The 25,944-nt window shown below is 47.7% G+C and carries 17 protein-coding genes; 16 read left to right on the top strand and 1 reads right to left on the bottom strand.

The features are described 5' to 3' along the window. Positions 1–152: 152 nt before the first annotated feature. From HUG15_RS03635 to HUG15_RS03710, 16 genes are all read left to right on the top strand, one after another. Positions 153–2,120: an N-acyl-D-amino-acid deacylase family protein gene (locus HUG15_RS03635; RefSeq protein WP_200127103.1), complete on the top strand. Its 1,968-nt coding sequence runs from the start codon at positions 153–155 to the stop codon at positions 2,118–2,120. Positions 2,121–2,352: 232 nt separating this feature from the next. Next, complete coding sequence (locus HUG15_RS03640; RefSeq protein WP_200127105.1) at positions 2,353–2,634, top strand: hypothetical protein; 282 nt, start codon at positions 2,353–2,355, stop codon at positions 2,632–2,634. A gap of 60 nt (positions 2,635–2,694) precedes the next feature. Next, positions 2,695–3,279 (top strand): signal peptidase I SipW, encoded by a 585-nt coding sequence (gene sipW, locus HUG15_RS03645; RefSeq protein ID WP_246516474.1) that lies wholly within the window; start codon positions 2,695–2,697, stop codon positions 3,277–3,279. Between the two features lie 49 nt (positions 3,280–3,328). Beyond that, positions 3,329–3,919 (top strand): CalY family protein, encoded by a 591-nt coding sequence (locus HUG15_RS03650; RefSeq protein WP_200127107.1) that lies wholly within the window; start codon positions 3,329–3,331, stop codon positions 3,917–3,919. Then, positions 3,920–5,692 carry a M4 family metallopeptidase gene (locus HUG15_RS03655; protein ID WP_200127109.1) on the top strand — a complete coding sequence of 591 codons (1,773 nt, stop codon included), beginning with the start codon at positions 3,920–3,922 and terminating at the stop codon, positions 5,690–5,692. A gap of 88 nt (positions 5,693–5,780) precedes the next feature. Continuing rightward, positions 5,781–7,784, top strand: coding sequence for a gamma-glutamyltransferase (ggt, locus tag HUG15_RS03660; RefSeq protein ID WP_200127112.1), 2,004 nt, complete (start codon positions 5,781–5,783; stop codon positions 7,782–7,784). A 19-nt stretch (positions 7,785–7,803) separates the two neighbouring features. Next, positions 7,804–9,435 (top strand): dipeptidase, encoded by a 1,632-nt coding sequence (locus HUG15_RS03665; RefSeq protein ID WP_200127114.1) that lies wholly within the window; start codon positions 7,804–7,806, stop codon positions 9,433–9,435. Positions 9,436–9,500: 65 nt separating this feature from the next. Continuing rightward, a complete protein-coding gene (locus tag HUG15_RS03670) occupies positions 9,501–10,091 on the top strand; it encodes a TasA family protein (protein WP_200127116.1) in 591 nt (196 codons plus the stop codon). A gap of 86 nt (positions 10,092–10,177) precedes the next feature. Next, positions 10,178–12,550 (top strand): M28 family peptidase, encoded by a 2,373-nt coding sequence (locus tag HUG15_RS23315; RefSeq protein WP_281393590.1) that lies wholly within the window; start codon positions 10,178–10,180, stop codon positions 12,548–12,550. A 90-nt stretch (positions 12,551–12,640) separates the two neighbouring features. Then, positions 12,641–14,647, top strand: a complete 2,007-nt coding sequence (locus tag HUG15_RS03680; RefSeq protein ID WP_200127118.1) for a glycoside hydrolase family 3 protein — start codon at positions 12,641–12,643, stop codon at positions 14,645–14,647. Positions 14,648–14,705: 58 nt separating this feature from the next. Further along, positions 14,706–16,214: an exo-beta-N-acetylmuramidase NamZ family protein gene (locus tag HUG15_RS03685; protein WP_200127120.1), complete on the top strand. Its 1,509-nt coding sequence runs from the start codon at positions 14,706–14,708 to the stop codon at positions 16,212–16,214. Between the two features lie 51 nt (positions 16,215–16,265). After that, a complete protein-coding gene (locus HUG15_RS03690) occupies positions 16,266–18,065 on the top strand; it encodes a family 10 glycosylhydrolase (protein ID WP_246516475.1) in 1,800 nt (599 codons plus the stop codon). A 136-nt stretch (positions 18,066–18,201) separates the two neighbouring features. Beyond that, positions 18,202–18,783, top strand: coding sequence for a serine hydrolase domain-containing protein (locus HUG15_RS03695; protein ID WP_200127124.1), 582 nt, complete (start codon positions 18,202–18,204; stop codon positions 18,781–18,783). A gap of 66 nt (positions 18,784–18,849) precedes the next feature. Continuing rightward, positions 18,850–20,586, top strand: a complete 1,737-nt coding sequence (locus HUG15_RS03700) for an IS1634 family transposase (RefSeq protein WP_200127126.1) — start codon at positions 18,850–18,852, stop codon at positions 20,584–20,586. Positions 20,587–20,706: 120 nt separating this feature from the next. Further along, a complete protein-coding gene (locus HUG15_RS03705; protein ID WP_200127128.1) occupies positions 20,707–21,690 on the top strand; it encodes a serine hydrolase domain-containing protein in 984 nt (327 codons plus the stop codon). A 26-nt stretch (positions 21,691–21,716) separates the two neighbouring features. Then, positions 21,717–23,702 carry a glycoside hydrolase family 3 protein gene (locus HUG15_RS03710; RefSeq protein WP_200127130.1) on the top strand — a complete coding sequence of 662 codons (1,986 nt, stop codon included), beginning with the start codon at positions 21,717–21,719 and terminating at the stop codon, positions 23,700–23,702. A gap of 68 nt (positions 23,703–23,770) precedes the next feature. Here HUG15_RS03710 and HUG15_RS03715 read toward each other — a convergent pair whose 3' ends face one another. Next, positions 23,771–25,942, bottom strand: coding sequence for a TRAP transporter permease (locus HUG15_RS03715; protein ID WP_246516476.1), 2,172 nt, complete (start codon positions 25,940–25,942; stop codon positions 23,771–23,773). Between the last annotated feature and the right edge of the window lie 2 nt (positions 25,943–25,944).

The following is a 25,944-nucleotide window of genomic DNA, read 5'->3' on the forward strand; positions in this document are numbered from 1 at the left end:
TTTATAACTTAAACTTATTTTTTTATTTAATGTCATAATGGTAATATTTTGTATGAATATCTTAAACTTTTGAAAAACTTGTAAAAAAACGAATGGGAGGTAGATTTCGCAAACGGTAGAGAGTATAAAATTTTCGAGGAGGATCGCATGAAATGGGGAAACGTCTTTTCATTGTTTCGTTAGCAGTCATTCTTATCGGCGGGTCTGTCGTAGCACTGGAACATGACAACCAAAGTGATGCCCAAGAAAATGAATTCGATACGATTATTAAAAATGGCACAGTGATGGATGGGACAGGCCAATCGAGTTATGAAGCGGACGTAGGGGTTCAGAACGGGTACATTAAACAGATTGGAGATTTGGATGAAGCCAATGCTGCGCATGAAGTCGATGTTGACGGGAACATCGTTGCGCCGGGTTTTATTGATGTTCACAGCCATGCTGATCTTGAAGCGTTACAGACTGCGACCAGCTCGCTTACACAAGGAGTGACAACAGAGATTTTAAGTCCTGATGGTGGCGGACCGGTCGATGTGACGGAACGTTACGATCTGGAAGATGACGGGTTGGCGATTAACATCGGTACATACATTGGATTCAATTCTGTCTGGGAAGAGGTTGTCGGTGAGGACGATCGCGATGCCACGGAGGAAGAAATTGCAGAGATGCAAGGGTTAGTTGAAACAGGACTGGAAGAAGGAGCGTTTGGCGTTTCGGCCGGCCTCTTTTACACGCCTGGCAATTATGCCGATACCGAAGAAGTGATCGATGTTGTCGAGGTTGCTGATCAATGGCGGACAAACTTCCCGCACCATATTCGTGACGAAATGGATGATGTCGTAGAAGCGACCGAAGAGACGATCGAAATTGGAGAAGAGGCAGGACTCGTTCCGGTCATCACGCACATGAAAGTGATGGGGGCGGATAACTGGGGAGCTTCCGAAGAAACGGTCGGTCTCATTGAAGAGGCCAACGAGCGCGGAACATATGCAGCCGCCGATGTTTATCCCTATTTGGCAAGTTCAACCGGATTGACGGCGCTCATCCCACAGTGGGCACAGGATGGCGGTTTTGACGCAATGCTGGATCGTTTTGCCGATTCCGAATTACGTCCGCAAATTGAAGAGGAAATTGAAGATGTGATGACGAGCCGGGTGGAAACAGCGGAAGATGTTTATTTTCCGGGTGAAGATAAGACTTTGGCTGATGTGGCTGAAGCAGAGGGTGTGAGCCCAGGGGAAGCGACAATGCAAATATTAGAAGATCAAGGGAGCTTGACGACGATTTATCATTTTGGAAATGAAGATGATTATGAACGAATTCTTCAAAATCCAACAACGGCCGTCGCATCAGATGGGGGCGCCACGTACTCGGATGGTATTCATCCTCGTCGTTATGGTACACAGCCACGGGTGCTTGGCAAGGACGTACGGGAAGAAGGGCTGCTTTCTTTTGAAGAAGCCGTGCAGAAAATGACGGGTTTGCCGGCCACGATGATCGGAATGACCGATCGGGGTTTTATTGCCGAGGGCATGACCGCTGACATTACGGTTTTTGATCCGGATACGGTTACGGACAACGCCGAATTCGATGACCCTCAGCAGTATGCGGATGGGATTGAGCATGTGCTTGTGAATGGTGAATTTGCCCTACAAGATGGTGAAACGACCGATGTTCAAATCGGTGAAGCACTGCAACGAACGGGGAATATGCCGAGTCGGCCGATGAGCGTTGATCAAGATGTCAGCGTTGAAGGCTCCGGAACATTGCGTAATGTAGATAGTTCCGGCTCCACGGATGAAGAAGTAGCGATCGCTGTCGAACAAGCAGCAAGTGATTCATCAGCGACCGGTTATTTCCAATTTAATCACGAGGGTGAGGATATCGAGATAGAAGCCGAGGAAGTGGGCCAACTGCAGGCGAAAGAAGATTGGGCTAGCATTACAGGGCTAGGAACGCTTGAAAACGGTGAGATACGAGCGTTTGAGGTCATCGTTGAAGAAAATGATCCCATGATTGAAGACGATCGCGCCTCCGTTACGGTTCATATCGAAGACGAATTTGAGTATCAGGGAACGCTATCTCCGCAACAAATGGATGTACAAATGGACGAAAGCTGAAGGCGAACCGCCATCCATCATTGCGAAGATGAAGATGAAACGGAACAAGTCATCCATGTACATGAGAGGTTTTGAGAGTCTCTTTTGACCATCAACAAGAGGAGGAGTTGATCTCCAGTAATCTTATAACATTTTAAGTGCCCAAGCAGAAGCTCTCCTGGAAATATGGAAGTGAAAATGAAAACAAATCCCTCCTGTGACCGTCACAGGAGGGAAAAAAGGAGCGGGTGAATTGCACAGAAAGATAAGCGTTCCTGTCCGGCTGTTCGCGGTGACTTATTTATTGTTTTTTATCGGTGTTTTGGTGACATCGCCGACATCGGCGACGTTTGAAGACGAGGAATCGCTGGAAGGCAATATTTCATCGAATGATTCATTCGGAGAAGAGGATGAAGAAGATGTCGAGAGTGATGACGAGGATCACGATGAAGACTCGGAAGAAGATGAAAGCGGACAAGAGCTGGACGATGAGGATGAAACGGATGAGGACGAGAAAAAGGAAGAAGAACAATAATATCCCACTATTTTTAATATAGCCAATCAATTCAAGGGTGAAAATTTTATTGTGAGGGTGATGAATACTATGTGGCGTGTCACTAGAAAAATCATCAGTGGCTTTACAACTGCTTTACTTTTTATGTTGCTCGTCGTCACCTTATTCGCGGTTATCTCCAGCCAGGCGGCTGATGGGGAACCGAATGTATTCGGGTATGAATTGAAAACGGTTTTATCAGGGTCCATGGAACCGGAGATTCAAACCGGATCGATGATTGCAGTCCAACCGACGGAGGAAACGACCCAATTTGAGAAAGGAGATGTCATCACGTTTACCAATTCCGATGATAATCTCGTTACCCATAGGGTTCACGAAGTTGAAAGTGATGGCCAGCAATATATTACGAAGGGCGATAACAATAACTCGACGGATTCAGAACCGGTGCTGGCTGAAAATGTGCTTGGTGAATACACAGGGTTGACCGTCCCGTTTCTCGGTTACGCATTTGTCTTTGCCACCTCGGAGCAGGGAGCAGTGCTGTTATTAATTTTGCCTGGCGTTTTGTTGTTGGCATACTCCGCGTTCACCGTATGGCGCGCGTTGCGGCAGATCGAATCGTCGAAGAAAAATGAAGAATCGGTGTCGCCGCCCCGTCAGGAGTAACCTTGATGAGGCGTTCACATAATTACAGTTTTAAAGGGAGGAATTTCAAGTGGGAATCAAACAGCAGCTTGGCATGGGAGTCACAACGGCCGTTCTCGGTTTGACGTTAATCGGAGGGGGGACGTTCGCCTACTTTAGCGACAGTGTTGAAACGAACAATACATTCGCGGCCGGAACGCTTGATTTAGATGCGGAACCGACAGAAATCATTGACGTGGATAATTTGCAACCCGGGGATACGATGATTCGCGATTTTGAACTGCAAAACAACGGGTCTCTCGACATTGACACGGTGACGTTGGAGACCGACTACACGGTGATTGATGCCGAAGGCGATAATACGGAAGACTTTGGGGAATTCATCGAAGTGGAATTTTTGTATAACGCCGACAATTTGGACGAGGTAATTTTCCAAACGACATTGAGTGAACTTCAGGATATGGAACCGGAAGCGATTAGTGAGCACGTGTTCTATCCGGAGTTGGGCGATGACGGCTTGCCGGTCGATGAATCCCATGATCTCGTCGTGCAATTCAATTTTTTAAGCGACGTTGAAGAAGATTTGAACCAATTCCAGGGCGATTCTTTAGAGCTGGAGTGGACGTTTACAGCCACACAAACTGAAGGAGAGGAGCAATAAATGGCTAAAAAATGGACGGGCTGTTTGTCGATGGGCTTAATCGTGTCACTGGCTGTCTCCAGTGGAGTTTTAGCTGATAACGAAACACCGAATGACGAAGTTCCGGAAGAAAACAGTGAAGATTCAAGGATCATTTATCAGGATGATACGGCTGTGTCTGCGCAAATGCAGCGTTCCGTTGAAGATCAGGAAAGCAATGCGGACTCAGCCAAACGATTTTTGGAAGCCAACAACGATTTTTTTGATATGACGGATCCAATCCAGGATATGGAGGTGCTTGAAGAACAAACCGATGATGAAGGGATGACCCATATTCGCCTGCAGCAAACGAAAAATGGGATTCCGGTTGAAGGTCATGAGGTGATTGTTCATTTTGACGAAGACACTACCATCGACTCGGTCAATGGCCATTTCGATTCGCAAGTGGACGAGATGGATACGATTTCAAGCAGTGCAGTATTCCCAGAGGATGAAGCCATCGAAAACGCTCGGGAAGCCGTCAATGCACCGGAGGATCTGGAAGAAGATCCTGAAACAGAACTTGTGTACTATCCAGTAGGCGATGACACACATCTCGTTTACAAAGCAAACATTACGTTTATGACGGAAGAACCGGGCAATTGGTTTGTCTTTGTTGACGCCTCTACAGGTGAAGTGATCGATCAATACAATACAATTTCCCATATGGCAGAGGCGGCTGGGTTGGAAGATGAAGCGTTACAAAATGAGGAAAATAAACAAGCTGATGCATCTTTTTCCGATGCTGAACCGGACGCTGAAGAGTATCAATCCGCGACTGGTCCCGGCATAGGCGTTCAAGGTGAGAATCGGGTGCTAAACATCTCTCATAAAGCGGCAGATAACGGACCGGGGAGAACCTTCAGCTTATTTGATTTTTCCATTCCTGACCTGGATGGCATCCTAACGTATGATGCCCAAGAAGATTTCGTTTTGCCCGGTGTCCCTTATTCCAATGAGGATGCGGCTTTTGACTTTCGTGATGAATTCCACGCGGCTGCGGTAGATGCCCATTACAATTCAACCGAAGTTTATGAGTATTTTTGGGAAGAACATGACCGCAATTCCCTCGATGATGAAGGGATGAGTGTTGTCTCATCTGTCCATTACGGTGAAGATTTTGCAAATGCGTTTTGGAACGGCAGCCAAATGACGTACGGCGATGGAGATGATGAAATGTTTATTCCGCTTTCGGCAGGGTTGGATGTGGCTGCTCACGAAATGACTCATGGTGTTACCGAACATACAGCAGGACTCGTGTATCGTTTCCAATCCGGCGCAGTAAATGAAGCAATGTCGGATATATTCGGTGTTCTGGTTGATGAATCCAGCTGGCATATCGGAGAAGACGTGATGGCACCGGCTGCGATCGAGGACGGACGTTTTGCTTTGCGAAGCCTCGAAGACCCCGGACAGTTCGACGTCGATGAAGCGTATTGGGCGTATGGGGATGGCTCCGGCGCGTATCCTTCACACATGGATGAATATTATGACTTGCCGATTGATTTGGATAACGGCGGCGTTCATATCAATTCCTCCATTATTAATCACGCGGCTTATTTAATCGGACAAGATATAGGTCGTGAAGACCTTGGGCAAATTGCTTATCGAGCTTTAACCACGTATTTAACCCCAATGTCCGATTTTGATGATACCCGTTTTGCCTTCGTTCAGTCGTCGATCGACATCTATGGAGAAGACAGTGACCAAACCGAAGCAGTCAGAGATGGATTTGATGGCGTGGGAATTGAGTGAAAACGCGCTGTGATCGTCGACCGACGAGATGAATCTGACACTTTCGCACTTTATTCCGGCAATTTTGAAACGAAACGGAGGTATATCTATGAAAAGAAAACGTTCGCTGGCTATGGCAACGTCTTTTATGCTTATCGCCTCGACGGCTCTTGCGGGTCTCGGTACGGATGAAGCTGATGCTGCCGAGGATCCGTTGGTTGATGAAGGAGAGGATGGCATGGTGTCGACATCTCACGTTCTCGCCTCCGAAGTTGGCGAAGAGATGCTGGCAAGAAACGCGAATGCGGTCGACACCGCCATTGCCGTTCATTTTGCTTTGAATGTTGTGGAACCGATGATGTCCGGCATGGGTGGCGGTGGTTTCATGATGGTCTATGATGCCGAAGAAGATGATACCACAATCGTGAACAGCCGGGAACGAGCGCCCGCCGGTGCGGAGCCGGATATGTTCCTGGATGAAGACGGCAATGAAATTCCTTTTCAAGATAGGGTGACGAGTGGTGATTCGGTAGGCGTTCCCGGTACCCTGGATGGCTTGATGACGGCCAGTGAAAAATGGGGAACCGTTGACTTTGAAACGTTGATGGAACCGGCGATAGAACTGGCCGATGAAGGTTTTGAAATCGACGGACAGTTAGCGAACGCGATTGACAATAATCAGGATAAATTATCGGAAAGCGCCGCCGAGGATGTCTTTTTGCCTGAAGGCGAGCCTTTACAGGAAGGGGATCATCTCGTACAGGAAGACTTGGCTGATACGATGCAACTCATTCAAGACGAAGGGCTGGATGCTTTTTATGATGGTGAAATTGGACAAGCCATTGCTGATACTGTCCAGGCGTTCGACGGAAGTATGACCATGGATGACATTCGTAATTATGAGGCGGACATTGATGAACCGGTATGGGGAGAGTATCAAGGGTATGACATCGCGAGTATGCCGCCTCCGAGTTCAGGAGGTTTGACTCTCTTGCAAATGCTCGCGCTGTTGGATGACTTTGATATCGGCCAGTATGGCAGCCAGGATGCGGAGCGTTATCATCTATTGGCGGAAGTGATGCGCCTCGGTTATGCCGATCGGGGTGAGTATATGGGTGATCCCGAGTTTGTGGACGTTCCTTTTACAGGGCTGTTGCATCCTGATTATATTGAAGAACGCAGCGCTTTGGTCGACCCCGAAGAAGCCAATGCAGACGTGGAGCCCGGAGACCCGTGGGCTTATGAGGATCAGGAACCGAACTATGAATCTGTTGAGGTAGAAGAACGTGGAGACGATGGGGAGACCACTCATTTTACAATCACCGATCAATGGGGCAACATGGTCAGTTTTACGACCACGATCGAGCAAGTATTCGGCTCGGGCATTATGGTTCCCGACTACGGGATTATGCTGAACAATGAGCTGACGGATTTCGACGCGACCCCCGGAGGGGCTAATCAAGTGGAGCCTAACAAACGGCCATTGAGCAGCATGACCCCAACGATCATCTTTAATGACGGCGAACCGTATATGAGCGCCGGTTCACCGGGAGGAACACAAATTATTAATGCGGTATTTAATGTCGTCAACAATGTCATTGACCATGATATGGGCTTGCAGGAAGCGATTGAAGAGCCTCGTATTCACACGATGGATTACCCCGATATTAGTTGGGAAGAAGGGATTCCGCAAGGTGCCCGGGATGAGCTGGAAGCGCGTGGTCATGAGTTTGACGACACCCCTGGCGGAATCGGCAACGTCCAAAGCATTATCGTTGACCCTGGTGAAGGCGTCTTTGAAGGGGTTGCGGATGATAACCGCGAAGGAGCGGCGATTGGATTCACGCTTGACAGCGCATCCATGATGAACCTCGTGGAACGTTTTGAAACTGAGGGTGAATTTGAAAATGAGGAAGCGGCCGACGCCTTGCACCTTCATTTAACGTCTGTCAACCACTATGAAAATCAGGAAGACTATGAAAAAGTGGCCCAGCATATGGAAGAAGGCTTTAACGATTTGTTAAACCATCAACAAGAAAATAATCTCATTTCCGATGAAGCTTATGACATTCTCACTGCCCAAGCCGATACCTTGATTGAAAAACAACCGTAATGAGGAAGGAGTGCTTGTCATGAGGGTAGTGCTCAGCATCCTATTTATTTTTTCCGCATCCTTTGCTTTTCAAGGCACGTCTTTGGCCAGCGACCAGGATACTCACTATCAATCTACCGTCGTAGACAGTCATATCGACACGTTTATGCACGCGTTGGATGAGACGACATGGTTGCCGGAAACCGATATCGGGGAAGAGACATCGTTTGACTTTGACATTCCGAAAGGGCAAGAAGGCGGGTTGGATGTTCCTTATCTGGCCGCTTATACGCCGGGATATTATGAAAACACCCCGCGCAGCGTTAGCGAAACGCTGGCCAAGATTAACGGGCTCTATTGGACGGAAGCCAACAACCCGGAGGAGCTCACTATAACTCCGTCCCGTGAAGAGATCGAACAAGCGGTGCAGGATGAAAAAATAGCCGCCGTACCAACGATTGAAGGCGGATATTCCATGGAAGAAGAAAATGCTATTGAACTGCTGCACCAATATGATGATTTAGGGGTGAAGGCGCTCGGTTTTACCTGGAACACTTCGAATGCGCTCGGGGAGGGCGCTGACCGGGTATACGGTGATCCCGAGGAAACGCCTTCCGAAGGTGGACTAACAGACTTGGGTGAAGAAGTGGCCGAAGAAATGAATGACATCGGGATGATGATAGATGTCTCGCATATGGCCCGGACAACGTTCTGGGATGTGATTGAAGTTTCCGAAGATCCGATCATTGCCACTCATTCGGGTGTGAATGCATTACATGACCACCAGCGGAACCTTACCGATGAACAGTTGGAAGCGTTGGCTGACAATGGCGGTGTGTTAGGGGTCGTGTTTTACCCTGCATTTTTAACCGATGAATCGGAAGGTTACGTGGATGATGTTGTCGATCATATTGATCACGCCGTCGATGTCATGGGCGTGGAGCATGTTGCGTTAGGATCGGATTTCGATGGCGCGGACATGCCGGAAGATCTTCAAGATGCATCCGAATTCTATAAAATTACAGATGAACTTGAAAATAGAGACTACTCAGAAGAAGATATCGAGAAAATATTGGGCGAAAACCATCTGCGGGTTTTGGAAGAAGTGGAGCAAAATGACGAAGATGGCGATACAGGCGTAACTATAACCCCTTCGCTAGAGATGGGCGAAGAGTTGGCAGATAACACTCCGGATTTGCAGGCCGATATCGAGGGGGAAAAAGCCGATGAGAGCGACTTCCGTATCATCGTTGATGGCATCGAATATGAACCTGAGTTTGATGAAGAAACAGGTACATTATCATTGGAGCTGGACGAGCCGTTAAAAGAACGTTTCCATGCCGTTACGTTTGAAGTAACCACAGAAGCAGGCGGAACGGAGAGGGAGACAAAAATCTTTTACGTCGATACAAGTGTCGATAACATGAAAATGCTCGTTGAGCATTTTGAAGAAGAAGGCGCTTTCGAAAACGATGAAGTTGCCCACGCTTTGGATATGCACTTGACAGCCATGGGTCAATTCGAAGATCAGGAAGAAGTGGACAAAGTTGTCCAGCATACGGAAGGTTTTCAGGATTTGCTCGACCAGCAGCATGAAAGCGAGTTGATTTCCGAGACAGCGTATAGCGTTCTCTCGAATGATGTAGACGTGCTTATGGACGAATGGCAATAAGAATGGTGACATCGCCTTGATCAGGCGTTCACATAATCATAATTTTAAAGGGAGGAATTTTTTACATGGGAATCAAACAGCAGCTTGGTATGGGTGTGACGACGGCCGTTCTCGGCTTGACGTTAATCGGAGGGGGGACATTCGCTTACTTTAGCGACAGTGTCGAAACGAACAATACGTTCGCGGCCGGAACCCTTGATTTAGACGCGGAACCGACAGAAATCATTGACGTGGATAATTTGCAGCCCGGGGATACGATGGTTCGTGATTTTGAACTGCAAAACAACGGGTCTCTCGACATTGACACGGTGACGTTGGAGACCGACTACACGGTGATCGATGCGGAGGGAAATAATACGGAAGATTTCGGGGAGTTTATCGAGGTGGAATTTTTGTATAACGCCGATAATTTGGATGAGGTGATCTTCCAAACGACGTTAAGTGAGCTTCAGGACATGGAACCGGAGGCGATCAGTGAGCACGTATTCTATCCTGAGTTAGGCGATGACGGCCTTCCGGTCGATGAATCCCACGACCTCGTCGTGCAGTTTAACTTCACAAGCGGCGATGACGTAGACATGAATCAGTTCCAGGGCGATTCTTTAGAGCTGGAATGGACGTTTACAGCTACCCAAACCGATGGTGAAGAGCAGTAATCTACATCGAAGAGCTGACCCATGAACATACGTTTTCGGTCAGCTTTTTTCTAGAAATCTATGAAAACGATTTTAAGGAGGACACTATGAAAAATATGAAATGGAAGAAGACTCCTTCTGCTTTGTTTTTTGCATTTTTGCTCGTCGGAAGTCCTACGGCAGGAGCCATCGCCCAAGAAAATGAAAGTGCGGAGGAACCTCCGACGACCGGCTTTGAAGACAGTGATGGAGAAGAATGGACGAGCCATGAGGATGAATTGGCATTTCTGGAAGAAGTAACGGAACAATCGGAGCGAATGACGTATTCCGAAATCGGAACGTCCGTGGAAGATCGGCCACTGCATTTAGTGCAGGTGGGAGATCCGGGGCCGCCAGCGGATGAAGCCATCGCCGATGGAAACAACATGTTGGTGATCGGCTCACAACACGGAAATGAACCGGCCGGCCGGGAGATGGCGTTACAAATGCTGCGGGACTTGGCATTTACCGATGATGCGGAGTTAGAGGAACAGTTGAGTGAAACGACGATTATGTTTATTCCATCGGCTAATCCGGATGGCCGGGAAGCAAACACGCGTGAAAATGCGAACGGGGTGGATATTAACCGTGATCACCTTAACCTCGAAGAACCAGAGGGACAAATCATTGCAGATGTTTTAGAGGAATTCTCTCCAGATATTACGGTTGATGCCCATGAAAGACCTTCGGCTACCGGTGATCCTGATATGGAAATGTTGTGGCCGCGCAACCTTAACGGGGATGAAGATCTCCGTAACTTAAACCAGGAGATGGTGGAAGACTACTTATTTCCTGATGTAGAAGATGCGGGATTTTCGACCGGTTTGTACGGTGAACCAGGCGGATCCGGTGGCGGAGATGAACGGATTTCCCGAAATGTTTTAGGCCTTCGGCATGGATTGGGCCTGTTAACTGAAACCGCAGGTGAACAAGAGCCAGAATATCGGGTGGATGCCCAGATGGAAACGGTGGAATCAGTGTTGGATTTCTATCGCGAACGGATGGATGAGATTTCCATCGAAGTGAATGAAGCTCCGGAGCGTAAAGCGACCGCGGGTGAGGAACAATCCGAGCCTTTCTATCTTGACGGAGCGGACAATTGGGAGCCGACTGAAATGTTAGACCCCCACGCGTGCGGCTACATGCTTCACACTACACAGGCTGAAGATATCGACCGCCATATCGATGCTTTTTCCTTGGAAACGGAAGAAGTGGGTGAGCATGGGGTATTTGTTACTATGGGTCAGTCGATGATGACCGTTATCCCATTTCTGATGGATGGAGAAGCGACTTACAACGAAGTGAGCGCCATGCCGTTGGAAGACTGTGACGATCCAAGAGTCACGGCCGCTGGCTTGCAAACGCTCGTAGGGCAATTCGAGGAAGACGGGGAGTTCGAAGGGGAGGACGCTTCTCATGACTTGGACATTCATTTGGAAGCGGTAAGTCACTATGAAAACCAGGAAGAAACGGAAAAAGTCGTAGAACATATGGGAGGTTTTCATGATCTTCTCGATCATCAGTTGGACGATGAATTGATTTCCGATGAAGCTTATGAGATTTTGAATACGTTCGCTGATGATCTGATCGCAAACGATGAAACAATGTTTGAGGCTGACCGGGTCATGGACCATGTTGAGCATTTAAGTGTGGACATCGGCCCACGGGTCGCCGGCACTGCCGAAGAAGCGGAGGCTGCCGATTACATCCAGGATGAGTTTGAAAATCTCGGCTATGAAACGTCTACCCATGAGTTTGAAATCGAGGACGACGACGAATCACAAAACGTCGTGGCGGTGAAAGAAGCAGAAGACGTGGAAGATCCGGAAATCGTTTATCTCACCGCCCACTATGATAGCGTTCCGGAATCTCCGGGCGCGAATGACAATGCCTCGGGAACGGGAAGTCTAATAGAACACGCCCGGGTGATGCAAGATATGCCGATGGACAAGGAAATCAGATTCGTAGCGTTTGGGGCCGAAGAAATTGGCTTGGTTGGGGCATCTGAGTATGTTGATCAGTTGTCCGAGGATGAAATTGATCGCAGTGAAATGAACTTTAACATGGATATGGTGGGGACAGATTGGGATCCGGCTTCGCAGCTGCATGTGAGCACTGTTGACGGAGAATCAAATGCCGTATGGGAATCTGTAGATGCAGCTGCTGAGCAATTAGGCTATGACGACGATGAACGAACACTGCACGAAATGGGCAGATCCGATCACGTCCCTTTTCATGAAGCAGGCATTGATGCAGCCCTCTTTATCTGGATGGAGCCCGGAACGGAACCGGGAGATGCTGGTTTAGAGCCTTGGTATCACACGCCGGAAGACACGATTGATAAAGTGAGTCCGGACAAGATTCAACATGTCGGCGACTTAATTGATGAGGCAGTTTCCGGTCTTGTTAGCGAGGGCGAAACCACAGATGAAGCTGCCTAGCAGTCGGTAAAGTGCCGGAATAACATTAAAAAGTGCCAGATTATCTCACGAAAATCTGGCACAGATTTTTCAAAAAAAGGAGGTCGTTCCATGAGATGGCGACCCATTTTGGCGGTGACATTATTAGCGCCTTTGATGATAAGTCTACACTCAACGTTTGCCGTACAGTCAGATACTCAAGAAGAACCTGAACCTGACGCAATCGAATCCATTATGGACGATATGACGTTGGAGGAAAAAGTCGGGCAACTTTTTATTGTTCATGTCTATGGAGAAACGCCGACTGATCCGAATTATGAAGAAGAAAACCTGGAAAATGATCGCGGCGGAGAGAATTTCAAGGAAGTGATTGAAAATTATCATCCCGGTGGTGTGATTTATTTTAACTGGGCCGATAATATTGGCATGCCCGTCGACACATCGCAGGTGAATGCCCTGTCCAACGGAATTCAGGATATCGCGATGGACGAAGGGTCGTCTATTCCCATGTTAGTATCAGCGGATCAGGAAGGTGGCATTGTCGCGCGTGTGACAGAGCCGGCTACGACATTCCCGGGTAATATGGCGATTGGCGCGACCGGATCTTCGGCCTACGCAGAACAGTCCGCGGAAATCCTGGGCGAAGAGATGAAAAAGTTAGGCATAAATATGAATTTTGCTCCAACATTGGATGTAAATGTTAATCCGGACAACCCTGTGATCGGTGTTCGCTCCTATTCTGAGGATCCCGGTTTAGTCTCAGATTTAGGGATTTCACAAATTCAAGGGTTCCAATCGGAAGACGTGATTTCGACGGCGAAGCATTTCCCCGGCCATGGCGATACGGATGTTGATTCCCACTACGGGCTCCCGATTATTGAAAAAGATTTGGAAATGTTGCTTGAAGAAGATTTGCCCCCATTCAAAGATGCCATTGATCATGAAGTGGACGCGATTATGCCGGCTCATATTGTCGTCCCTGCACTGGATGATTCGGAACTTCCTGCTACGTTTTCCGAACCGATCCTAACGGATTATTTGCGTGGCGAGTTAGGTTATGACGGGCTGATTGTGACGGACGGTCTGGATATGGACGGTGTCGATGTCATACCGGAAGAAGAAGTACCGGTGGAAGCCTTTAAAGCCGGGGTTGACATGCTGTTGGATCCACCGGATGTTGATTTGGCATATAACGCGATGCTTGATGCCGTCGCAGACGGTGAAATCAGCGAAGACCGACTAAATGAATCCGTTTACCGCATTTTGGAACAAAAAATGGAGAAAGGATTGTTCGATGATCCATACGAAGACCCTGAAGCGGTCGATCAGATCGGAAGCGACGAAAATCTTCAATTGGCAGAGGACATGACCGATGATAGCATTACGCTGATAAAAAACGACGACGGCGTTCTTCCATTAGATTATGATACAGAATTGTTGGTTACCGGTCCTGAATCCGGAAAACCGGAGCTACTCTCGGATCTTTTACCAGAGGCTGAAAGCTATGAAACGAGCGACAGCCCAACGGATGCAGAAATCGATGAATCCGTTTCTTTGGCGGAAAATAAAGATATGGTTGTTGTGCCGACGTCTTCGGCCCATTTGGACGAGCAGCAACAAAACTTAGTAACCGCCCTCCAGGATACCGGCACACCGATTGTGGTAACGGGCGTGGGAAATCCGTATGACATCGCGGACTTTCCTGATGTTGATGCCTATTTAACGACGTATGGCGACCAGGATATTTCCATTCATTCCTTGGCAAGCGCTTTGATCGGCGAGGTCAATCCAAAAGGAGAATTGCCGGTCACGATCCCCGAGCATTATGATTTTGGCCATGGATTGAACTATGAGATCGATACGGCCACTATCGAGCAGTTGATCGACCGATTCGAAGACACAGGGGATTTGGAAAACGACGAAGCCATTCATACCTTACAGCGCCATTTAACGGCTATCGGTCACTATGAAAATCAAGGGGAAGCTGAAAAAGTGATTGATCATATGGAAGGCTTTACGCATCTGCTTGATCAGCAGCTGGAAAATGAATGGATCTCGGAAGAAGCTTATGACACGCTCATGGATCGTACGGATGATGTGATTGCATGGTGGCAATAGTTTTTAATTTTTTAGGGGATCGGGACTTCCCGCTCCCCTTTTAAGGAGGAATTGGAACGTGAAGAAATGGTTTCTTTTGCCGACAGCGGCTGTTTTTATCCTTTCAACCCTTTCCGTGACCGCGGACGGTACGGAGAAAACGGACAACGATGGGACAGAAGAATCGGAAGAATTAAAACTTGGCATTGACGTCTTGCTTGAAGAGAGAATCGGTGAACTGGAAGACAAAAACGTAGGGCTGATTACAAATCCGACGGGTGTCGATGCGGAGTTAAACAGCATTGTTGATGTATTGCACGAGCATGAAACTGTTGATCTCGTCTCCATGTTTGGTCCGGAACATGGCGTGAGAGGGGATGCGCAAGCGGGAGACGATGTTGATAAATACATTGATGAGCAAACCGGCCTCCCCGTTTACAGCTTATATGGAGATACACAAAAGCCAACCCCGGAAATGTTGGAGGACGTTGATATCCTTCTTTTCGATATTCAGGATGTCGGAGCTCGTTTTTACACGTACATCTACACGATGGCTTACGCAATGGAAGCGGCCGGTGAAAATGATGTTGAAATGATGGTCCTTGATCGCCCTAATCCGCTCGGCGGGTTGGATGTTGATGGACCTGTATTAGATCCGGATTATTCTTCGTTTGTTGGTCTGTATCCGATACCTTTGCAACATGGCATGACCGTTGGCGAATTAGCAAGGTTGTTTAATGAAGAGTTTGATCTTGGCGCTGACCTGAATGTTGTGGAAATGGAAGGTTGGGAGCGTCAAATGAAGTATGACGATACTGACCTCGAATGGGTTCTCCCATCTCCGAACATGCCAACCTTTGATTCAGCCATCGTTTATCCCGGTACGGCTCTTATTGAAGGAACGAATGTGTCGGAAGGAAGGGGGACGGCGAAGCCATTTGAACTTATTGGTGCCCCATTTATTGATGGAACTGCATTGGCGGAAGAATTGAACGAACTGGACCTTCCGGGCGTGCAATTCAGGGCTTCTTATTTTACGCCTATGTTCTCAAAACACGAGGGAGAACTATCCGGGGGGATCGAGCTTCACGTTCAGGACGATGAAGCATATGAACCCCTTGAGACAGGGCTGCACATTGTGAAAACGATTCATGATAATTATCCCGAAGACTTCGAATTAGACGATTTCTTCGATAGCTTAATGGGGAACAGCTGGGTCCGTGAAGAAATAGAAAACGGCACATCCGTTGATGAAATCATCGATAGCTGGCAAGACGACCTGGAAGATTTTAAACAAACGAGAAACGACTATTTGCTCTACTTCGATAGTGTTACAGAATTACAAACTTCTGTAGAAGCGTTTGAAGAACAGGGAGCATTTGCAAGCGAAGAGGCTACACGTGAACTGTTGACACATTTGTCTGCGGTTGAACAGTTTGAACAGCAAGGAGATATGGCGAAGGTGGTCGAGCATATGGACAGTTTTTATCATCTGCTCGATAACCAGCAAGAAAATGAGCAGATATCGGACGAAGCCTATCAAGCACTCACCGAAGAAGCCAACGCCTTCATGGAGCAGTGGCAGTAACAGGATGAAGGGGCTGTATGCCCCTTTTTCATAAAAATGGGAGGGGATGGAATGAAAATCGTTCTGGCCATGCTTCTTTCTCTAGTTTTCGTTGTTACATCGTTTACATTCGAAAACGTTTCAAGTGTAGATGCTGTGGAGAGTGAACAAGATTTCTATCGGTCGTTTTGGGTGCACGCATTTGAACCCGGTTTAAAAACAGAAGATGAAATCGATCAGCTGATCATGGATGTTAAGGATGCGAATATGAATTCGATCATCGCTCAGGTGAGTCGTCGGCATGATGCTTATTATCATAGCGATGTATTGCCTTTTACCGAGGATACGGCTGTGCCAGAGGGCTTTGATTCGCTCGGATACCTCATCGATAAAGCTGAAGAACATGGCATTGAAGTGCATGCTTGGATCAATGTTGGAACAATGTGGCAGGGAGAAGCACCGGAAAATCCTGAACATATTTATAATAAGTACGGGCCGGATGCACCGGATGATGAGACGTGGGTCACTAAAGGATATGAAGATGATGTTGATGCTGCGCAGCCCTATTTGGATTTAGGACATCCGGAAGCTCGAGATCATGTTGTGGACATAGTTCGAGATGTTGTTAAAAATTATGACGTAGATGGAGTACACCTGGATTACATTCGTTATCCGGAGAACCCGGAAGGAGAACCAATTGGGTGGAACGGGTATAATCCGACTTCTCTGGAACGGTTTCAGGAAGAAACAGGACGCACAGACCGCCCTCATCCTGAAGATGAAGAATGGTTGGATTGGAAAGTCGAACAGACGGACTCCCTCGTCAAACGAGTATATACAGAGATGATGGATGAGAATCCAGAAGTTGATTTGTCAACAGCGGTCGTTTCCTGGGGGCTTGATGATCCGCGTGAAACCGATTGGTGGGATTTGGATCCAGTCCAACGAGTTCACCAAAACTGGAAAGAGTGGGTGCAGGAAGGATATTTGGATTATGTCTATGTCATGAACTATGACGAAGACGCGGACCCTGAACGAGCTGATCGTTATGATGCCTGGATTGAATGGCAAAAGGATTTGGATCGTAACCGCGGCATGGTGATCGGACCAGGGCTATATTTGAATACCGTCGCAGACGGCATATCGCAAATCAACCGGGCTATGAAACCATCGCCTTCCGAAAATATAGCTGAAGGGGTGAGCCCTTATGTGTACAATGACTGGAGCAATGATGATGTTTCGCAGGAAGACCTGATCCGTTCCCTTTCCCAACCGACAGAGTATAACGAAGAGGAAGCACCGTTTTCCGAGCCGGTAGATACGCCGACAGCAGAGTGGAAGGATAATGGAAAAGGTCATGTTCTCGGACAACTTCTTGTTGATGGGGAAATACAGGTTAATCAGGACATTACATTAAAAAAAGGAAGAGACGAGCCTGCCGAAGTGGAAGTTTCCACAGATGCCAATGGATATTTTGCCGTAACCGACCTCAAACCGGGAAACTATTTTATAGAAATCAACGGAAAAGACGCTGACGAAAACGTTCAAGTCACACCAAATGAAGTTTCACGGATTGATATGGGCGAAGAGCCTGAAGTCGAACCGCCGGAAAGTGCCGCCGATATTGAAGCCGTCGTTGAGGGTCTGGCTGAAGACGGGGCATTTGCAGATGATGAAACACACCGTGCTTTAACCGTCCATTTAACAGCTGTTCATCATTACGAAAATCAAGGCTCGGAGGAACAAGCCGTCCAGCATATGGAAGGTTTTGAGGATCTCCTAGACCATCAACAAGAGGAAGCGTTAATCACTGAGGAAGCATATGACATTTTAAGTTTGCAAGTGGAGGAATTATTAGACATAAGAGCTTGAACGTAAAGACAAACACCCTCCTATGATTACAGAAGCGAAAAGGTGAGGGTAAATTTTTAATAACAACGCTTGAACACTATGAAACTGAGAAAGAAGAGAGTCGACGCACTGATGATGCAAGAGGGGAGGTGAAAAAATGGCCAATCGATGGATGCCGATGGTGACAGGTGGTGTTTTATTGTTGCCGTTGTTGTTTTTTAGCGCTGAGACAAGCCATGCTTCTAGTGACCGATTAGGCTGGATCGAGCCGGGATCGCTAGGAAGTGCCGGCATGGTGGAACAAGAATTAAACGGCATTGATGACGCCATCCAGCAGGGGATCGACGATCATGTGATGCCGGGAGCGGTCGTTTTGACAGCCAAGAACGGAGTAATTGCAAAAGAAGATGCCTATGGCGAGGCCGCAAAATACGTTGACGATGATCTCACCGAAATGGATGATCCCGTGGACATGCAGATAGACACGATCTTCGATATAGCTTCTATTACGAAAGTGTTCACGGCGATTTCTGCCATGCAGTTGTACGAAGATGGTGATATCGACTTGGACGATCCGGTAGCAAACTATATACCGGAGTTTAATGAAAGCGATAAATCCGAAATAACGATTCGCCATCTCATCACTCACACTTCCGGTTTTGAGGACTGGGTTCCATTTTATACGGAGGCAGATTCCCGTGAAGCCCACATTTCGCGCCCATTTGAGCACGTTTTTTAATTTTTGGCAGGAATTTGCCCTGCATATATCAAAGATTAGGGAAACACCAACTTTGAGGTGATTCCTTTGACTCTATCACCAAAAGATCTTCCTGACATTCAACCCGTTCGTATCGGATCAACGCCAGTGATCCGCCAGCTGATTGATAAAATGGGACTGATTGAGGCCATCGACAAGCTTTCTTCTGTCAAAGAGAAAGACTGTAACGTCTCCGTAGGGACACGAGTGGCTGCTATGATCATCAATCAATTATCCCACCGTAAAGCCCTTTATCGCGTCCAAGAATTTTATCAAGAGCAAGATGTCGAGTTGCTCTTTGGCGCCGGAACGAAAGCGAGCGATTTCAATGACGATGCGCTCGGCCGGGCGTTGGACGCCCTTCATGACGCGGGGATCGAAAACGTTTGCAAGGCCGCCGTTCAGGCCGTCCAAGCCCCGATCGACCTCACGTGGAAAGGGCTTCATTTTGATACCACGTCTTTTGTGTACACGGGACAGCCCAAGGACGAAGAAGACGTGTTGAAAATCGTGCGCGGCTATTCCAAAGATCACCGGCCTGACCTACCTCAATTCAAACTTGGCATGGGAACGACGCCGGAAGGCATTCCGGTGTATGCCGATATTTTAAACGGCAATCAAGACGATAAAACGTGGAACAAGCATGTCTTGAATGCGTTAACCGATTGGTATGACCCAGAGAAGCTGGAACAAGCCATTTTTATTTCCGATAGTGCCCTGGTGACCCAAGCCAATTTAGAGGCCACCAAAGGCCAAGAGAATCAGCCTGATTTTCAGTTTTTGTCCCGCCTGCCGGAAAATTTTAAGCTCGCTAAAACCTTGAAGGCAGAGGCTTTAGAGCAGGATCAGGATCAGTGGGAGGAGATTGGTGCCCTCGTGAAGCGTAAAGGCGCTGCTTCTTACCGCATCTACCCTGCCAAAGCTAAACTTAACGGGAAAACCTACCGGTTTCTAGTGGTCCAATCCGACCATATGGAGGCTCAAAAAGAAAAAACCATCCAAAACAACCTGGAAAAGGAACAGCGAAGCTGGCACAAGGATCAAGCCGAGCTGGAAAGCCAAGACTTCGCCTGCGAAGCCGACGCGGAAGAAGCGCTTACCACGTTTCTCAAAAATCACCGCAAAGGCTACCATACGTTTGAAGGAACGGTGGTTCGTGACGAGATCCCGGGCAAACGACAAAAGCGAGGACGGCCCAAGAAAGGGGAGGCACCACCGCCGCCCGTAACCGTTTACCGCGTCCGATTAACGCTTCATCCGCCATCGGATAAACAGCTCGAGGCGCTCCGGCAACAAGGCGCCATCTTTATTCTCGTGACCAATGTGGCCAAAGATGATCAGCCGAATGTGGAACTGTTAAAAGCTTATAAAGGGCAACAGACGGTGGAAAATCGCTTTCGATTTCTCAAAAACCCCTTTTTTGTCGGCCGAGTTTTCCTGTCCAAGCCCCGACGCGTCGAAGCTTTTGCTTCTGTGATGATGATCAGCACGATGGTCTACAGCCTCTTCGAATACCTGATTCGCAAAAATATGGAAGGGGCCTCCGAACCCCTGAATCAGCTCGGCGGTGGGGGTCGCAGAAGTTTTCACCCCACGGGTGAGTCTGTTTTGGAACTTTTGGATACCGTCGACATCCTTCATATGGAGATCGACGGCCAACGTCGGCGGTTCTTCCCCAAGCATTATGAGCCGCAATTGCCCCGTATCCTCGATTTGTTAGAAATGGATGCGAGCATTTTTACGGAACCAAGAAGCTCAAAGGGTGTCGAAAACCGTCACCAGTAACCTTGATCCGCCCCTTCGTTTGCCTTGATCATGTCGAATGATTGGGGATAGGCTCATATTTTATTACATGGGTTGAGAATCAATGGCTATAGGACAGGGATCACGCTTTAGGTATCAAAAATGATTGCCGTGCCTGATCAGTGGCGCGAAATCTGGGGTGAAGAAGCTTATAATATCGTTTTTTCTTCTGAGTTAATCCATGAACCCGGAAGCGATTATGTGTACAGCGATCTGAATATGATTACGTTAGCCTCGGTGATTGAACACATCACGGGAGAACGTCTCGACGAATATATCGAAAAAAATATTACCGAACCGCTCGGAATGGATGACACGATGTTCAATCCACCGGAATCCCTGCAGGAGCGTACGGCTGCCACTGAATATCAACCTGAAGTAGATCGAGGACTCGTGTGGGGCGAGGTTCAAGATGAGAACGCGTGGGTGATGGACGGTGTGTCCGGACATGCCGGTTTATTTTCAACGGCCAGGGATTTGGCCGTTTTCGGACAGATGTTTCTTAATGAAGGCAAGTATGAAGGAGAAAGAATTCTGCAAGCAGATACGGTAAAAAAGATTGGTACGGATCAGCTGCCAAATTTTCCGGAGGATTCCCACGGATTGGGCTGGGAACTGGATCAAGCATGGTATATGGGTGATTTAGCAAGCTCTGAAACGATGGGGCATACCGGCTTTACAGGAACGTCGATAGTCCTTGATCCTAACGAGCAAACGGCGGCGATTTTACTCAGCAATCGTGTTCATCCGACACGGGAAGGAGAGTCCCCGAACACCATTCGGGAAAATGTCGCTGATCAGACAGCAGCTGCTATCGATGCCTGGGATGTAAGCCATATGACATCCCTCGTGGAAGACTTTGAAGAGGAGGGAGAATTTGCAAATGATGAAGCCGCCTCTACCTTGCAGCTTCATTTAACAGCTGTCAATCATTACGAGGATCAAGAGGAAGCAGAAAAAGTCATTCAGCATATGGAGGGTTTTCAGGATTTACTTGCTGAACAGAAAATCAACGCGGAGATTTCTCAAGAGGCGTTTCATATTCTCGATACACAAGCGGCAGACTTGATCGAGAAGTGGACATAGATGCTTAACGAGGGAGGGAGAAGCAGATGAAAGCATTCATTTCGCTGGCGATGATTGAGCTTTTAATGGCAAGCTCAGGATTCAGCCAGGCTCAAACGGCCAACCCGTCATTCGATGAGGAGAAAAAAGATAGAGTCGCACAGCTCATCGATGAGATGGATGATAAAGAAAAGATTGGACAACTCGTTATGATGGCGCCTGAGGATGGAGCTGACGGCATGCCGGACGAATACACGAAAGAGATGATTCAGGAGTATGGCATGGGTTCTGTGATTATTCGCGGAGAAAGAGATGCAATCACACAGGCGGAATACAATAATCAATTACAAGCTTATGCGGCGGATCATCGCATGGATATTCCATTGTTCACGACGGCCGACTTGGAAAATGGGGCTGCACAGCAGGTACCTGAAGACGCGACTACATTCCCCCGCCAAATGGGAGCTGGAGCTACCAATAGCTTGCAACATGCGGATGTATTTGCACGAATAGCGGGTCAAGAAGCTGATGCGTTAGGTTTTAACTGGACCTATTCTCCAGTTGCGGATGTGAACGTCGACCCGTTAAATCCTGTTATCGGTGTGCGTTCTTTTAGCGAACAGACAGATTTAGTGTCTGAAATGACTGCGGCTCAAGTATATGGCTATCAGACAGAAGGCATCATTTCTACAGCCAAACACTTTCCGGGTCATGGTGATACCGATACGGACTCTCATTTTGAATTGCCAACTGTAACCTATGATCGTGAAGAACTTGAAGAATTACATTTACCTCCATTCCAGTCAGCCATTGATGCTGAGATCGATTCAATAATGACGGCCCATATTATCATAGAGGCGATAGATCCTGATCTTCCGGCCACATTATCCGAAGATGTATTAACGGGACTTTTACGTGAAGACATGGACTTCGATGGACTGATCGTCACTGATGACATGGCCATGGAAGCGATCACGGATAACTGGGGAGCCGGAGAAGCCGCTGTGATGTCGATCCAGGCAGGGGCGGATATCGTGATGGCACTTGCGTCCCCACAAGAAGCATATGAAGCGCTATATGATGCCTATCAATCGGGGGAATTATCGGAGGAACGGGTACATGAGTCTCTGGAACGCATTCTCACGAAGAAATTAGAATATGACTTGTTTGACAACCGGTATGTAGATGCATCCGAAGTGGAAGATTTTGTCGGAAATCAAGAGCATCAAGAAATCGTAGAGCAAATGGGGCGCGATTCTATCACGTTAGTAAAAAATGAAGATGTTCTACCTTTTGATGCTAATAGTGAAGAAACAACGTTTGTGGCCGGCGTTACACATGTGGATGACGTAACAGATCGAATACAACAGCAAAGCAACGGGGACGTGCTTTCTTGGGAAGCCGAGAGTCATGATCCCAAAAATGAAGATATAGAAACTGCCGTGAAACAAGCGCAAGAGGCCGATCGCATTCTCGTGCCAACGTTCTCTTTCGGTGAGCTTCCGGACGGACAAAGTGACTTGGTACAGGCGTTAAAAGAAACAGGGAAACCTGTCGCGGCTGTCTCACTTGGGCTTCCGTACGATGTGCAAAACTATCCGAACGTTGACGCGTATCTCGCTTCCTATGCCCTAGATAATTGGGAATTAGCGAACGCAACGTCTATGAATGCCGCTGTTGATGTGGTGTTTGGCGCTCAGCCCGGCGGCCAGCTCCCGGTTACGATTGAAGATCATTATGATTTCGGCCATGGATTAAGCTATTTGCCCAACGACGCCTTCGATATTGAGCAGCTCGTTGAACAGTACGAAAGAAAAGATGCATTTGAAAATGAGGAAGCCGTTCGCCACTTACAGACTCATTTAACAGCTGTCCATCATTATGAAAACGAAGAAGAAGCAGAAAAAGCCATCACCCACATGGAAGGGTTTAAGGATTTATTGGACGAGCAAGAAGACAATACGTTGATTAGCGAGGAAGCGTATGAAGATCTCCAGAAGCAAGCGGATGCTTTGCTAGAGGAATGGCAGTGATCCATTTTGGCTGATAAAACAAAAAGAAGCCTGCCGGGGCCATAAACATCCCTCGGCAGACTTCTTTTTTAGGCCGTGACTTCTACTCTGTCCTCTCGGTCTATCGCTTTTTTGCGCAGCAAATGAATGCTGATGAGTAGCGCAAAGAGCGCCACACCAATGAGGTCTGAAACAAAAGCAGGGTGAATGAATACTAGCGCGGAACTGAGGGCCAATATCCACTCAAACCAGCGGTATTTTACGAACATATAGTTTTGGATGACGGTGACGAATGCCAGTATGCCGACGAGGGCGGTGAATATGGCCCAAACAATTTCATACCAGGCAAACATCCCTTGATTTTCAGGCAATAACAAGATGATCGTATTCATGACGAACACAAATGGGAGCAACAAGGCCCCGGCGTCATACTTGAAGCCTTGGACTCCGGTAACGATCGGGTCCGCTTTCGCAATCCCGGATACGGCATACGCCGGCAAGTTCACCGGAGGCGTATCATCGGCAAGCACACCGTAGTAAAGAACGAATAAGTGTGCAGCCATAATCGGCACGTTCATCTCGATAAGCGCCGGTGCGATCATGGATGCCAAAATAACATAAGTTGCTGTTGTCGGGAGTCCCAGTCCGACGATGAGACAGGCGATAAAGGTGAAAAAGAGAACAAGAAGCAATTGATCGCCTGCAAAACCTACGATAATGGTAGGAAGTGAGCCGGATAGTCCCGTCAAGTTAATGATGCCAATGAGGATACCTGCGGTTGCACAGGCGGCAATGACAGTGAGTGCTTTTCGTGACGCCATTTCAAGGCTGACCATTAATTCGCGAAATCCGAATTTAATAGGGGCAGAGGCAATCTTGAATTTATTTTGAAAAAGCACGAAGAACACACAAATAAAGGCTCCGATTGCGATCATAATAGAAATTTCCATATGCCAACCGAAGAAATAATGCATGCCATACGCAATTATTGCGAGCATCCCTGAAATCAGCAATCCTGCTCCGAAACGCCCCCTCAAGCGATGGGCGAGAACAGCAACCGTCAAAAGCATCACAATCGAATAAAAGGCAGCATTAAAGACGGTGTTCCCGGCCATGACAAAATACACAAGCGCGATGATCGGAACAATCAGATAACCCTGCTGCAACAAACTTTTTCGTCCGGAAACGAGTGAATCTTTTGCCAATCCCTGGATGTTGTGTTTCAATGATTCGATGTGAACCATCCAAAGGATCGCGATATACGTTAATATCGCGGGAATTAAGGCGGAAACCATAATTTGCGCGTAGCTGTAGGGCGTGTATTCAATCATGAGAAAGGCGGCAGCGCCCATGACCGGCGGCAAAAACTGTCCGCTTGATGATGAGGCGACTTCGATTCCGCCTGCTGTTTGTGGCCGGAACCCTACCTTTTTCATAAGCGGGATCGTGAATGTACCGGTAGTAACGGCGTTTGCTACCGAGCTTCCGGAAATGGAGCCCATAAATCCGGAGCCAACGACGGCTGCTTTTGCCGGTCCGCCCCGAGAATGGCCGACGGCGCGGAGAGCCAGATCGATAAACATTTTGCCTGCGCCGGTCGCTTCCAAAATTGCTCCGAACAGAATGAAAATGAAAACATAATTAGCCGAAACAGACAAAGGAGTTCCTAAGATTCCCGTCGAGGTGTACATCATTTCATAAATGAACTGTTCAAAATTGGCCCGACTATGCCCAAAGGGCGCGGGCAAATAATCCCCTAAGAAATAATAGGCAATGAATATAAAAGCAATAATCAATAAAGGTTTTCCAACTACTCGCCGAGCCGCTTCCAAGAGCAATAGGATCATGATAATCCCGGCGAACATATGGCTCGTCTCCATACTTCCCTGGAGTATCGTTTGGTGGGTTTGGTTCAGCATGACAAATGAGCCCACAACGAGCACTATTCCCGCGAGTGCCATGTCATACCAGGCAATGGTCGTTTGACCCAATCCTTTTTTTCTAGGGAAGATAAGGAAAATAAGGATGAGCCCAGCAAGCAGGTGAATAAATAAGTGCTGATTTGTGGATACGATCAAACCGAAACCGGCCGTATATAAATGGTAAAGAGAAAGCGCAACAGATATGATGAGAATCAGTATCGCTTTCCAACCGAAAACGCTTCGGTCGCTTCCTTCTGCTTCCATCGCTTGCTCCGCTGTTTCTTCCGGAGCTTCAATGGTTTCCATATTTTCCTCGTGCTGTTTTGAAGTATCTGCCATCA

It is taken from the genome of Salicibibacter cibarius (genome assembly GCF_016495725.1).
GTDB lineage: Bacteria > Bacillota > Bacilli > Bacillales > Marinococcaceae > Salicibibacter > Salicibibacter cibarius.

What these genes read in the sequence shown, in the direction of transcription:
- HUG15_RS03635 (WP_200127103.1), top strand. Translation starts at nt 153, where the DNA reads ATGGGGAAACGTCTTTTCATTGTTTCGTTAGCAGTCATTCTTATCGGC.
- sipW (WP_246516474.1), top strand. Translation starts at nt 2,695, where the DNA reads ATGAATACTATGTGGCGTGTCACTAGAAAAATCATCAGTGGCTTTACA.
- HUG15_RS03655 (WP_200127109.1), top strand. Translation starts at nt 3,920, where the DNA reads ATGGCTAAAAAATGGACGGGCTGTTTGTCGATGGGCTTAATCGTGTCA.
- ggt (WP_200127112.1), top strand. Translation starts at nt 5,781, where the DNA reads ATGAAAAGAAAACGTTCGCTGGCTATGGCAACGTCTTTTATGCTTATC.
- HUG15_RS03665 (WP_200127114.1), top strand. Translation starts at nt 7,804, where the DNA reads ATGAGGGTAGTGCTCAGCATCCTATTTATTTTTTCCGCATCCTTTGCT.
- HUG15_RS03670 (WP_200127116.1), top strand. Translation starts at nt 9,501, where the DNA reads ATGGGAATCAAACAGCAGCTTGGTATGGGTGTGACGACGGCCGTTCTC.
- HUG15_RS23315 (WP_281393590.1), top strand. Translation starts at nt 10,178, where the DNA reads ATGAAAAATATGAAATGGAAGAAGACTCCTTCTGCTTTGTTTTTTGCA.
- HUG15_RS03680 (WP_200127118.1), top strand. Translation starts at nt 12,641, where the DNA reads ATGAGATGGCGACCCATTTTGGCGGTGACATTATTAGCGCCTTTGATG.
- HUG15_RS03690 (WP_246516475.1), top strand. Translation starts at nt 16,266, where the DNA reads ATGAAAATCGTTCTGGCCATGCTTCTTTCTCTAGTTTTCGTTGTTACA.
- HUG15_RS03695 (WP_200127124.1), top strand. Translation starts at nt 18,202, where the DNA reads ATGGCCAATCGATGGATGCCGATGGTGACAGGTGGTGTTTTATTGTTG.
- HUG15_RS03705 (WP_200127128.1), top strand. Translation starts at nt 20,707, where the DNA reads ATGATTGCCGTGCCTGATCAGTGGCGCGAAATCTGGGGTGAAGAAGCT.
- HUG15_RS03710 (WP_200127130.1), top strand. Translation starts at nt 21,717, where the DNA reads ATGAAAGCATTCATTTCGCTGGCGATGATTGAGCTTTTAATGGCAAGC.
- HUG15_RS03715 (WP_246516476.1), bottom strand. Translation starts at nt 25,942, where the DNA reads ATGGCAGATACTTCAAAACAGCACGAGGAAAATATGGAAACCATTGAA.